At 65.8% G+C, this 13,958-nt stretch carries 1 pseudogene; it reads left to right on the top strand.

Annotation, left to right across the window (positions count from 1 at the left end):
* Nucleotides 1-2 precede the first annotated feature (2 nt).
* Nucleotides 3-13,586: pseudogene (locus FBY02_RS19820) on the top strand (amino acid adenylation domain-containing protein); the annotation flags it as partial.
* Nucleotides 13,587-13,958: the final 372 nt, after the last annotated feature.

The following is a 13,958-nucleotide window of genomic DNA, read 5'->3' as shown; positions in this document are numbered from 1 at the left end:
AATTGAACGAACATAACGATAGTCTCGACCAGTTGAAACGTGCCGCACTGCTGCGCCTGCTCAAGCAGCGCGGCGCCACACGGGTCATCGAAACGGCTCCCGACGACATCACCGGCGCGGATCGCGAGGGACCGCTGGCGCTGTCGTTCGCCCAGCAGCGGCTGTGGTTCCTCGATCAGCTGGACCCGACCGCCAGCGCCGCCTATCACATCCCCGCTTCGCTGGTGCTGCGCGGGGCCCTTAACCGGGCCGCGCTGAAGAATGCCCTCGATCGCCTGGTGGCGCGGCATGAAAGCCTGCGCACCACCTTCCGCCGCGATGGCGAACAGCCGGTGCAGGTGATCGCCCCGGCCGACTGCGGCTTCAACCTGCAGGAACAGGACCTGCGCCACTTGCCTCGGGAAGAGGCTGAACGGCAAGCGGCCCGGCTGGCGGAAGAGGAAGCGGCCCGAGCGTTCGATCTGCTGCACGGTCCGCTGATCCGCGGCACATTGCTGTGCCTGGCCGACGATGAGCATCGGTTGTTGATCACCCAGCACCACATCATCTCCGACGGCTGGTCCATCGGCCTGCTGGTCAAGGAATTCGCCGCGCTGTACCAGGCATTCAGTGCCGGACAAGCCGATCCGCTGCCACCACTGGCCCTGCAATATGCCGACTACGCTGCCTGGCAGCGCCGTCACCTGCAAGGCGAGCGCCTCGACCAGCAGGTGGAATTCTGGCGCGCTCACCTGGCCGGCGCTCCGGCGTTGCTCGCGCTGCCCACCGACCGGCCACGCCCGGCGGTGCAAAGCTATCGGGGTGAAACCCTGGGCTTCGACCTGCCCGCCGCGTTGTCCGCCGCCATCGCCCGGTTCGCCCAGTCCCGCGCCGCAACGCCGTTCATGACTCTGATGGCGGCCTGGGCGGTGTTGCTGGCACGGATCAGCGGCCAACAGGACCTGGTGATCGGCACCGTTGCCGCCAACCGCGACCGCCAGGATGTGCAGTCGTTGATCGGCTTCTTCGTCAACACCCTGGCCCTGCGCATCCGCCTGGAAGCCAACCCGACCCTCGAGCAGGTGTTGCAGCAGGTCAAGGATCTGATGCTGGAGTCTTCCAGCCGCCAGGACACCCCGTTCGAACTGGTGGTCGAAGCCCTCAAGCCGCCGCGCAGTGCCAGCTTCAGCCCAGTGTTCCAGACCATGCTCTACACCAATGCCGGGGGTGCCGGCGGCCAGTTGCAGTTGCCGGGTCTGGACCTGGAGTTCCTGCCGTCGCGCAAGGACAACACCCAGCACGACCTGTCCCTGCACATCGACGAAGGTGGCCCGAGCCTGTCATGCAGCCTGTCATATTCCACCGCGCTGTTCGATGCCGCCACCGTCGAACGCCTCGCGGCGCGCTTCGAACGCCTGCTGCACTGTTTCACCGAAGCACCGGACACCCGTATCGGTGCATTGGAACTGGACCCGACCCTGGTCCTGCCACCCATCACCGCGCTGACGCCGGTGCCGGAGCGCATGCCGCTGTCCTATCACCAGGAACGGCTCTGGTTCGTCGACACCTTCGAGAACGGTTACCTGTACGACGCCAACCCGGTCTATCACAACATCCCCTTGCTGCTGGAGCTGACCGGCGAGATCAACCAACCGGCCCTGCAAACCGCCCTCGACGGCCTGCTGGCTCGTCACGACATCCTGCGTTGCCGGATCCAGAGCGACGGTGCAAGTGCCTGGCAGTGCTTCGACGGACCGGCAACCCTGTCTCTTGAACGAATCCAGGGCAACCCGGACACCCTCGCCGCCCAGGCCCTGGCCGAGACCCGTCGGCCGCTGGCCATGAACAGCGGTAGCCTGGTGCGCGCCAGCCTGGTGCAGGCGGACGAACGCACCGCCGTGCTGGCGATTGCCGTGCATCATTTGCTGGCCGACCGCACCTCCATGCAACTGCTCAAGCGCGACCTGCTGGCCCTCTATGAAGCCGCCTGCGCCGAACGCAACGCCGAGCTGCCGCCCCTGCCGCTGGGCTATGGCGACTTTGCCGCCTGGCAACGCCAGCTCCCGGCTGCGGTGCTGGAGAACCTGCGGGCCTATTGGAGCTATCAGTTGCGCGGCAAGCTGCAAGCCCTGGAACTGCCGCTCAATCGGCCGCGCATGGCCGTGCATGTGTTCGCCGAAGCGACCCATGCCTTCAGCCTCGAAGCGCCGCTGGTCCGCCGCCTCGAAGCCCTGGCCCGGGAAGTCGGCGTGAGCAGCGACAGCCTGGCCCTCAGCGCCTTCACCGCGTTGCTGCGCCGCTATGCCGGCCACGACGAACTGGTGATCGGCACCACGGCCGCCTGCCGCGAGCCCGGTCTAAACGACGTCGTCGGGCCGCTGGACAACCTGCTGGTGATGCGCGGCTTCTGCGACAGCGACACCACCTTGCAACAGCTCTGGGAACAGACCAGCCACAACCTGACCCAGGCCCTGCGCCATCGACACATGCAGTTCGACCAGTTGGTGCTGGCGCTGAATCCGGCCAAGGACATGAGCCGCACCGCGCTGTTCGACGTACTGTTCAACTTCCAGCGCGACACCGACGCCAGCGCCCGGGTCGCGGGACTGGCGGTCAATACTCTGGAAAGCAACCTGGGCTACGGCAAGAACGACCTGCACCTGTTGATCACCGCTGGTGAACAACACTGGGCCGGGCATGTGGTGTACAACGCGGAGTTCTTCGACGCCGGGTTCATCCAGCAATTGATGCGCCATTACGTGCGCCTGCTGGAAGCCTTTGTCGAAGATGCCCTGCAGCGAGTCGACGATGTTCCTCTGCTGGACAGCGCCGAGCGGCAGCGGCAGATCATCGACTTCAACGACAGTGAAGCGGCCTGGCCCGACACCCTGACCCTGCAGCAGATTTTCGAGGAGCAGGCCCGCCGGACACCGGAGCGCATTGCCGTCAACCTCGGCGAGGAGCAGTTGAGCTATCGCCAACTCAACGAACAGGCCAACCGCCTCGCCCACCGTTTGCGCGCCGCAGGTGTGCGGCCCCAGGAACTGGTGGCCATCACGCTGGAGCGCTCGGTGCAGATGATCGTCGCCACCCTGGCGGTGCTCAAGGCCGGCGGCGCCTATGTGCCCATCGACCCGGCCTCGCCCCAGGAGCGTATTGCCTATGTGCTGCGCGACAGCGGTGCCCGCAAGGCCATCGCGCGTCAGGGCATGGCGCCGGCGCTGCAGGCGCTGGGTATCGAAGTCCTCGATCCGTCCCTCGGCAACGTCGATGCCAGTGTCGCCAACCCGACCCACGTCAACACCCCGGAACACCTCTGCTATGTGATCTACACCTCGGGTTCCACCGGCGAGCCCAAAGGTGCACTGCTCGAACACCGCAACGTCGTGCGGCTGCTGCACAACAATCGCCCGGACTTCCAGTTCAATGCCGAGGACGTCTGGTCGCTGTTCCACTCCAACGCCTTCGACTTCTCGGTCTGGGAAATCTTCGGCGCGCTGCTCCATGGCGCACGCCTGACCCTGGTGCCTGAAGCCTTGCGTCGGGATCCGGCAGCGCTGCTGGACTTCCTCGAACGCGAACAGGTGACGGTGCTGAACCAGACGCCCTCGGCGTTCCACCAGCTCAGTGCCGCCGCATTGGCGACACCGGACGTGCGCCTGACGGATTTGCGCTACGTGATTTTCGGCGGGGAAAGCCTGGAGCTGGGCAAGCTCGATGCCTTCCACCGTGCCTTCGGGCATGTGGCGCTGGTGAACATGTACGGCATCACCGAAACCTGCGTCCACGTCACCTACAAAGCCATTGGTGCGGCCGACATCGCCGCCGGCATCTCCAATGTCGGCCGGCCGATTCCGACCACCGTGGCCTATGTGCTCGACGCCCAGCAGCGGCTGCTGCCAGTCGGCGTGGCCGGTGAGATCTGCGTCGGCGGCCTGGGGGTCGGCCGCGGCTACCTGAACCGTCCGACCTTGAGCGCCGAACGCTTCATTGCCGACCCGTTCCGGCCCGGCGAGCGGCTGTATCGCTCCGGGGACTTGGGCAAGTTGCTGGACAACGGCGAGATCGTGCACCTGGGCCGGATGGACGCCCAGGTGAAGATCCGTGGTTTCCGCATCGAGCTGGGGGAGATCGAAGCCAAGTTGCTGGCCTGCGAGGGTGTGCGTGAAGCCCGGGTACTGGCCCGTGATGACGTGAGCCAGGGCAAGCGCCTGATCGCCTATCTGATTCCCCGTTCAGGCGCGGTGCTGGAAGTGGCGGCCTTGCGCAAGCAATTGGGTGCGACCCTGCCCGACTACATGATCCCGACGGCCTTCGTCAGCCTGCACGCCTACCCCCTCACGGCCAACGGCAAACTCAACCAGGATGCCTTGCCCGAACCGGACCTGGGCGCCATGTCCGAGCGCGGCTACACCGCCCCCGAAGGCGCCACCGAAATCGCCCTGGCGCAAATTTTCCAGGAATTGCTAGGCCTTGAGCGCGTGGGTCGCCATGACAGTTTCTTCGAACTGGGCGGGCATTCCCTGCTGGCCGCGCAACTGGTTTCCCGGGTGCGGCAGCAGTTGGGCTGCGAGCTGATGCTGCGCGAACTGTTCAGCCACCCCACCGTGGAAGAACTGGCACGGGTGGTGGGTCACCCGCTCACCGCCGAGGCCGAGACCATCGCCCTGGTCGACCGCAACGGGCCGCTGGCCTTGTCGTTCGCCCAACAGCGCCTGTGGTTCCTCGACCAGCTCGATTCCAGCGCCGGCAGCGCCTACCACATGCCGGCGGCCCTGCTGCTGCGTGGCGATCTCGACCGTGCGGCCCTCAAGGCCGCGCTGGATCGCCTGGTGGCCCGGCATGAAAGCCTGCGCACCACCTTCGAACGCCGTGGCGAACAGCCGGTGCAAGTCATCGCCCCGGCGGACTGTGGCTTCGCCCTGGCCGAACAGGACCTGCGTGCGCTGCCCTATGAACAGGCCAGCCTCAGCGCATCACGCATCGGCAACAATGAGGCCCTGGCGCCGTTCGACCTGAGCCGTGGGCCGCTGATTCGTGGGCGCCTGCTGCGCCTGGCCGATGACGAGCACATCATGCTGATCACCCAGCACCACATCATCTCCGACGGCTGGTCGGTGGGGGTGCTGGTCAAGGAATTCGCCGCCCTCTACCGGGCCTTCAGCCAGCAGCAGCCCGATCCCCTGCCGGCGTTGCCGATCCAATATGCCGACTACGCCGCCTGGCAGCACCAGGCCCTCGACGGCGAACGCCTCGATCGCCAGGCCAGGTTCTGGCGTGAGCACTTGGAAGGCGCGCCGGCCCTGCTATCCCTGCCCACCGACCGCCCCCGTCCGGCGATGCAGAGCTATCGCGGCGGCGACGTCGCGGTGACCATCGCCCCGGCCTTGCGCGAACGCCTGGAGCACTTCTGCCAGGCACACAACGTGACCCTGTTCATGGCGCTGCTCAGTGCCTGGTCGGTGCTCATGGCGCGCCTGGGCAACGAACGGGACGTGGTCATCGGCGTACCGACGGCCAACCGCGGCCGCACCGAGACCGAAAACCTGATCGGTTTCTTCGTCAACACCCTGGCCCTGCGCGTAGACCTGACGCAGAACCCGAGCGTGGCGCAACTGCTGGAGCAGATCAAACAGACCACCCTGGCGGCTCACGAGCACCAGGACATTCCTTTCGAGCAAGTCATCGAAGCCGTACAGCCGCCGCGCTCCCTGAGCCACAACCCGCTGTGCCAGGTCGCCCTGTCGCTGGACAACACCCCGGGCGGTGGCGAGCTGAGCCTGCCCGGCCTGACCCTGGTGCCGGTGGCCCAGGCCCATGAAACCGCGCAGTTCGACCTGATGTTGACCCTGGGCAATGACGGCGGCACGCTGGCTGGCGTGATCGAATACGCCAGCGATCTGTTCGACCGCACCACCGTGGAGCGTTTCGCCCAGCATTTCCAGACCCTGCTCGAAGCGATGGTGGCGGATGTCGAGCAACCCGTGCTCGGTTTGCCGTTGCTCAGTCCCGCACAGCGCCAGGCCTCACCTGCGGCGTTACCGCCCAAGGCTGTATTGAGCCCCGAAGCGTTGATACATCAACGCTTCGAACAACTCGCCGCCGCCCAGCCCCACAACATTGCCCTGGTCTTTGGCAAAACGGAACTGAGTTACCAGGCCCTCAATCGCCGGGCCAACCGCGTCGCCCGGCTGCTGCTGGCCCAGGGCGTGCGCCCTGACGACCGGGTTGCGATCCTGGCCCAACGCGGCGTGGAAATGGTCTGCGCGGTACTGGCAGTGCTCAAGGCCGGTGCGGCCTATGTGCCGCTGGACCCGGCCTACCCCGCCGAACGACTCGGCTACCTGCTGGACGACAGCACCCCGGTCGCGCTGCTGGCACAACCGACGTGCCTCGGCGCGCTGCCCGAGCACGCCGTACCGGTGGTGAGCCTCGACGAGGACCTCGCGGCAGATGACCTGACAGAACTGGATCGCAATCCGGACGCTGACGCGCTCGGCCTGACGTCGCAGCACTTGGCTTATGTCATTTACACCTCAGGTTCCACCGGTTTGCCCAAAGGGGTATTGGTGGAACATGGCAACGTGGCGCGTCTGTTCGACGCCACCGCCGAACTGTTCGACTTTGGTCACCAGGATGTCTGGACGCTGTTCCATTCCTTTGCCTTCGACTTCTCGGTCTGGGAAATCTGGGGCGCGCTGAGCTACGGCGGCAAACTGGTAGTGGTGCCGAGCGACGTGGCCCGTTCGCCCGACGACTTCTACGCACTGGTCTGCCAACAACAAGTGACCGTGCTGAACCAGACGCCAAGCGCCTTCCGCCAGTTCATCGAAGCCCGTGAGCGCAGCGACCTGGAACACGGCCTGCGGGAAGTGATTTTCGGCGGCGAAGCCCTGGACTTCCGCAGCCTGCGGCCATGGACCGCGCGTACGGCGCTGTCCCGCACGCGCCTGGTGAACATGTACGGCATCACCGAAATCACCGTGCACGCCACTTACTACCCGGTCAGCCAGGAGGAAATCGACGCGGGCGCGCCAAGCCTGATCGGCCCGCCCCTGCCCGACCTGTGCTTGCGGATTCTCGACGACTACGGGCAACCGGTGCCGGTGGGGGTCAATGGTGAGATCTACATCGGCGGTGCCGGTGTGGCCCGGCATTACCTCAATCGCAACGAACTGAACGCCGAGCGCTTCATTCCCGACCCGTTCGCAACACACGCCGATGCCCGGCTGTACCGCACCGGCGATATCGCCCGCTACCGCGCCGACGGCGGGGTGGTCTATGTGGGTCGTAACGACTCGCAGATCAAGATCCGCGGCTTCCGCATCGAGCTGGGCGAAATCGAAGCCCAACTGCTGGCCTGCGCCGAAGTCCGTGAAGCCCTGGTGACCGTGCGCGAAGACCAGCCCGGCGACAAGCGCCTGGTGGCGTACCTGATCGCCCATGAAGGGGTCGTCGTGGAATCGTCGGCCTTGCGCAGCCAACTGGCGAGCGTACTGGCCGAACACATGGTGCCCAGCGCCTTCGTGACGCTGACGGCCTGGCCACTGACCACCAACGGCAAGCTGGACCGCAACGCCTTGCCGGCACCGGACGCGTCCGCCGCCGCAAGCCAGCGGTATGAGGCACCGCTGGGCGCCATTGAAATCACCCTGGCCAATGCCTGGCAGGAGTTGCTCGGGGTAGAACGGGTGGGTCGCCATGACCACTTCTTCGAACTCGGCGGCCATTCCTTCCTGGTCATCAGCCTGATCGAGCGCCTGCGTCAGGCCGACCTGCAACTGGACGTGCGCACGGTGTTCTCGGCGCCGACCCTCAAGGCCATGGCCGCTGCGCTGGCCGGCGGCAACAACGCGCAACGGATCGTGCCGGAGAACCTGATCCCCGCCGATTGCACCGCCATCGAACCGCACATGCTGCCGCTGGTGACCCTCAGCCAGCAGGAAATCGAACAGATTGTCGCCGATGTTCCCGGCGGCGCCGCCAACGTGCAGGACATCTACCCGCTGTCGTCGTTGCAAGAAGGCATCCTGTTCCATCACCTGTTGCAGTCCGAAGGCGATGCGTACCTGATGCGCACGGTGGTAACGTTCAGCCGACGCCAGTTGCTCGATGACTTCCTGGCCGCCGTGCAGGTAGTGATCGACCGCCACGACATTCTGCGTACCGCCCTGCGCTGGCAAGGCCTGCCGCAGCCGGTGCAGATTGTCCATCGCCAGGCGCAGCTGCCGGTGGTAACCCTGGATTGCTTCCCCGGCGAAGACGCCCTGCAGATCCTGCGTGACACGACCGACACCCATCATCTGCGCCTCGACCTGCAACGGGCACCGTTGATTGCCGCATACATCATCGAGGACGAGCCTCGCGGGCAATGGCTGCTGGCGCTGCTCGACCACCACCTGGTCAGCGACAACGTGACGTTGCGGTTGATCATGCTGGAGATCCAGGCGGTCCTGGCCGGCCAGGCCGACAGTCTGCCGCCATCCCAGCCTTACCGGAACTTCATCGCCCAGGCCGCCAGCGTGTCCCAGGCCGACCACGAAGCCTACTTCCGCCGCTTGCTCGCGGATGTCGACTCCACCACCGCGCCTTACGGGGTGCTGGATGTGCGTGGCAACGGCGCCGGGATCAAGCGCGCGGTCAAGCACCTGGGCGATGAGCTCAGTACCCGGATCCACCGCACGGCCCGCCAGCAAGGGGTGCCCACCTCGGTGCTGTTCCATGCGGCCTGGGGCCTGGTAGTGGCCGCGACCAGCGGCCGCGACGACGGGATTTTCGGCACGGTGCTGTCAGGTCGGTCCCAAGGCACTGCCGGTGCCGACCATGCATTGGGAATGTTCATCAACACCTTGCCGATGCGCATCCGCTTGCAGCAGCACACTGTCAGCGACATCGTCCATGACGCCTACCAGCAACTGAGCGAGCTGCTGACCCACGAACAGGCTTCCCTGGCCCTGGCCCAGCGTTGCAGTGCGGTGGACGCTTCGTTGCCGCTGTTCACGGTGATCCTCAACTGCCGGCACGGCGACCTGGTGAACGCCTCCGGGGAAAACGTCGAGGACATGGGCGAGCACGAAGGCATGCACTTCATCGCCTCGGAAACCCGCACCAACTACCCCATCGAAATCGCCGTGGCGAATGTGGCGGACGGCTTCTCCCTGACCGCCCAATCCATCACCGGCATCGATCCGCAACGCATCGCCGCCTACCTGGGCCAGGCCGTGGCCGCGCTGGTGGACGCCCTGGAGCAGGCCCCTGATCGTCTCGCCAGCAGCCTCGACGTGCTGCCCGCTGGCGAGCGCCAGTTGCTGCTCGAAGACTTCAACCGCACCGCCCGCGATTTTGGCCCGGCGCAACCGATCCACCAACTGTTCGAAGCCCAGGTGCAGGCCAACCCCGACACCGTGGCCCTGGTCTGCGAAGACCGCCAGTTGAGCTATCGCCAACTCAACCGCCGCGCCAACCACCTGGCCCGGCAACTGCTTGAACTGGGCGTGCAGCCCGATCAGCGCGTGGCCATCTGCGCCGAACGCAGCCTGGAGATGATCGTTGGCCTCTTGGGCGTGCTCAAGGCCGGCGCGGCCTACGTGCCCATCGACCCGGCCCACCCGGCCGAGCGCATGGCTTTCATGCTCCAGGACAGCCAACCCCAGGCGCTGTTGACCCAATCGGCGCTGTCCCTACCGTCCGGGGAACTGCCGGTGTTGCTACTGGACATCGTGGAATCGTTGCAAGCGGCGGACGATGCGGCGTTCGACAGCAACCCACAAGTACCGGGCCTGACCGCGGAACACCTGGCCTACGTGATCTATACCTCCGGTTCCACCGGTCAGTCCAAGGGCGTGATGGTCGAGCACCGCTCGGTGTTCAACTTCTGGCACGTGCTGACCCGCACCACCCATCAGCACTGCCCGACCCCGGCCACTGTGGCTCTGAACGCCGGGTTCTTCTTCGACATGTCGATCAAGGGCATCTCCCAGCTGTTCTCCGGCCATCGCCTGGTGATCATCCCGCAACTGATCCGCGCCAGCGGCAGCGAGTTGCTGGACTTCCTCGAACAGCATCAGGTGCACGCCTTCGACTCCACCCCATCGCAGCTCGACACACTGCTCGCCGCCGGCCTGCTGGAGCGCCAGAGCTACCAGCCGGTGAGCGTGCTGCTCGGTGGCGAGGCGATCAACGCCGCCACCTGGGAGAAACTGCGCAACTGCCAGAGCATCCGCTTCTACAACATGTACGGCCCCACCGAATGCACGGTGGACGCCACCCTCGACCTGATCCGCGACTTGGGCGAACGGCCGAGCATCGGCCGACCCTTCGCCAACGTCCAGGTCCACGTGCTGGATGCGCGAGGCGAACCGGCACCGTTGGGGGTGGCTGGGGAAATCCATATCGGCGGTGTCGGCGTGGCCCGGGGCTACCTGAACCGGACGGAGCTGAGCGCCGAGCGTTTCATCGCCGACCCGTTCAGCAGCGAACCGAACGCGCGCCTGTACAAGACCGGCGACCTCGGTCGCTGGTTGGCCGACGGTACGCTGGAGTACCTGGGTCGCAATGACTTCCAGGTGAAGATCCGTGGTTTCCGCATCGAGTTGGGTGAGATCGAAAACGCCCTGGTGGCTTGCCCGGGTATCCGCGAAGCCGTGGTGATCGCCCGTGAGGACAGCCAGGGCGACGCGCAGAGCAAACGCCTGGTGGCCTATGTCTGCGGCGAACCGGTGCCAGCCGAGCAACTGCGCAGTGCACTGTTGAGCGGCCTGCCCGAGTACATGGTGCCCAACGCCTTCGTGCACCTGGACGCCCTGCCCCTGACCGCCAACGGCAAGCTCGACCGCCGCGCCCTGCCCGAGCCCGGCCAGGACGCCCTCGCCAGCAAAGCCTACGAGGCGCCGCTGGGTGATACCGAGATCGCCATCGCCGAGATCTGGAAAGGCCTGCTGCACCTGGATCAGGTCGGCCGTCACGACGGTTTCCTCGAACTGGGCGGCCACTCGCTGCTGGCCGTGCAGTTGCTGTCCAGGCTACGCCGCAAACTGGGCGCACGGATCACCCTGCGCGAACTGTTCGACGCACCGACGGTGCGCGGTCTTGCGGCGCTGGTCGACAGCGCGTCGCCCAACGAGGCGGCATCGATTCCACTGGCCAATCGCTCGGGACGTCTGCCGTTGTCCTTCTCCCAGCAACGGCTATGGTTCCTCGACCACCTGGACCACGCCGCCGGCGCCGCCTACCACCTGCCCCTGGCCCTGCGCCTGACGGGTTCGCTGGACAAGGCTGCCTTGCAGGCAACCCTCGACCGCCTGGTGGCGCGCCATGAAACCCTGCGCACCCGCTTCGAGCTGGTGGACGGCGAGCCGGTGCAAAAAATCGCCCCGGCCGACTACCGCTTCCAGCTGGAACAACGGGACCTGCGCCCGATGCCGGCCGACGAACGCACGGCCACGCTGGAGCACCTCGGTAACCTCAACGCCACGCAGTTGTTCGACCTCAGCCAGGGACCGTTGATGCGCGGCCATCTGGTGCAACTGGCGGACGACGAGCACGTGCTGTTCATGACCTTGCACCACATCGTCTCCGATGGCTGGTCCAACAGCGTCCTGGCCCGGGAAGTGAGCGTGCTCTACAGCGCATTCGCCCAGGGCCAGAAAGACCCGTTGCCGCCGCTGGCGCTGCAATACGTCGACTACGCCGCCTGGCAGCGCAAATCCCTCGAAGGCTCAGCCTTGCAGGCGCAGATCGACTTCTGGCGGCAACAGCTGGAAGGCGCTCCCGCGCTGCTGAACCTGCCGCTGGATCGCCCACGTCCGGCGATACAGAGCTATGCCGGCGGCATCGTCGACTGTGTCTTCCCTGCGCCCCTCAGTGCCGAGCTGCGTGCCTTCAGCCAGGCCCAGGGCACCACGCTGTTCATGGTGTTGCTGGCCGGCTGGTCGGTATTGATGAGCCACCTGAGCGGACAGCACGACGTGGTGGTCGGCACCCCGGTAGCCAACCGTCAGCGCCCGGAGCTGGAGGCGCTGATCGGCTTCTTCGCCAACACCCTGGCGTTGAGGATCGATACCGGGCGCGACAGCCGTGTCGACGAGTTGTTGGGGCGGATCAAGGACCAGACACTGGCGGCCTACAGTCATCAGGATCTGCCGTTCGAGCAGGTGGTCAGTGCGCTGCAGCCGACTCGCAGCATGAGCCACAGCCCGTTGTTCCAGGTGATGCTGAGCCTGGACAACACGCCACCGGCGCCGTTGCAACTGCCGGGGCTTGCGGTGCAAACCCTGGAAAGCCCGCACAACACCACCCAGTTCGACCTGTCGCTGTCGCTGATCGACAATGGCGAGCGCATCGGCGGCAGCCTGCAATACGCCAACGATCTGTTCGACCGGGAGACCGTGCAGAACATCGCCGGACTGTTCGCCAAGGTGCTGGAAAACCTGGTGACCGATTCACGGCAATCCATCGGACAGTTGTTGGAAAACACGCCGCAGCTGGAGCGCTCGGTCACCGCCGTGGACTCGCCGACCGGTACTGAAGACAGCCCTGCCCCGGCCTTGCCTTACGAAGCCCCCCGGGGCGAGACCGAAATCGCCATCGCCGCGCTCTGGCAAGACCTGTTCAAACAGGAACGCATCAGCCGTCACGACGACTTCTTCAGCCTCGGCGGAATTTCGTTGATGGCGGTGCAGATGGCTTCGCGCTTGCGCAAGGTACTTGGCAAGCCCATCGCCGTGCGCGACCTGTTCGTCGAACCGACCATTGCCGGCTTCGCCAGGACCCTCGATGGGCAAGCCCGACCAGGGGCCAACAGCAACCTGGTGCCGATCCGCCGCGGCGGTTCCCAGCGGCCGCTGTACCTGGTGCATCCACTCGGTGGCGAGGTGCAATACGCACGGGACCTGGCGCCGTCGCTGGATCCCCAGATCCCGGTCTATGGCCTGGCCGCCAGTGGCCTGGTGGCGGGCGAAGCACCGCTGTCGGATGTCCCGTCCATGGCGACGCGTTACCTGGCGGGCATCCGTCAGGTCCAGCCGCAAGGGCCGTACCGGATTGCCGGGTGGTCGGCCGGTGGTTTGATTGCCTATGAAATGGCCCGTCAACTGCAGGCTGCCGGAGAGGTGGTGGAGTTCCTTGGCATCATCGATGCCTCGGCCCGTCCTGAACCGGTGCCGACACAAGCGCTGAGCGAAGCGCAGTTCCTGATGGCCTGGCTCCCCGAACAGATCGCCCCCGACCTGCTCGGCCAACTGACAGAACTGGCGCAACACTCGGCCATCGACGCGATGCTGACGCTATGCATCACCCACCGCCTGTTGCCGGAGGAACTGCCCCACGACATCGACGCCGCCCTGCTGCGCACCCACCTGGGGGTGGCCTATGCAATGCGGCTGGCCATCGGCGCCTACGTCAGCCCACCGAGCCCGCTCGAGGTGTCGCTATTCACCGCGAGCGAACAGCAACGCAACGACCCGACCCTGGGCTGGCGCGGCTTGCTCAACGACCAGGTGAACGTGACCGCCCTACCCGGCACCCACAACACCGTGGTCAAGGCCCCTCACGTGGCCAGGTTAGGCAAGGCAATGTCCCAGGCCCTGAAGGATTGCGCCATGTCATAGGATCGGGTTTGCGCAAGTCAGTCAGCATGGACGCTGGCTGACCTACCGCTATCGCGAGCAGGCTCGCTCCCACACCGGACCGGGGCGGACGCAGCCTTCGCATACGCCACAACCCCCTGTGGGAGCGAGCCTGCTCGCGATGGCGGCAGCACATTCAACACCTCCGTGACAGACACCCCGCTTTCGCGAGCAAGCCCGCTCCCACATTGGACTGGGGTGGACGCAGTATTTGCATATATCACCGTCTCCTGTGGGAGCGAGCCTGCTCGCGATGGCGGCGGCACATTCAACACCTCCGTGACAGGCACCCCGCTTTCGCGAGCAAGCCCGCTCCCACATTGGACTTGCGGTGTACGCAACCTTTGCATACAC

This window comes from Pseudomonas sp. SJZ078 (assembly GCF_007828255.1).
Lineage (GTDB): Bacteria > Pseudomonadota > Gammaproteobacteria > Pseudomonadales > Pseudomonadaceae > Aquipseudomonas.
The sequence above is the reverse complement of the archived record's forward strand: the minus strand, read 5'-3'. Positions and strand labels throughout refer to the sequence as shown.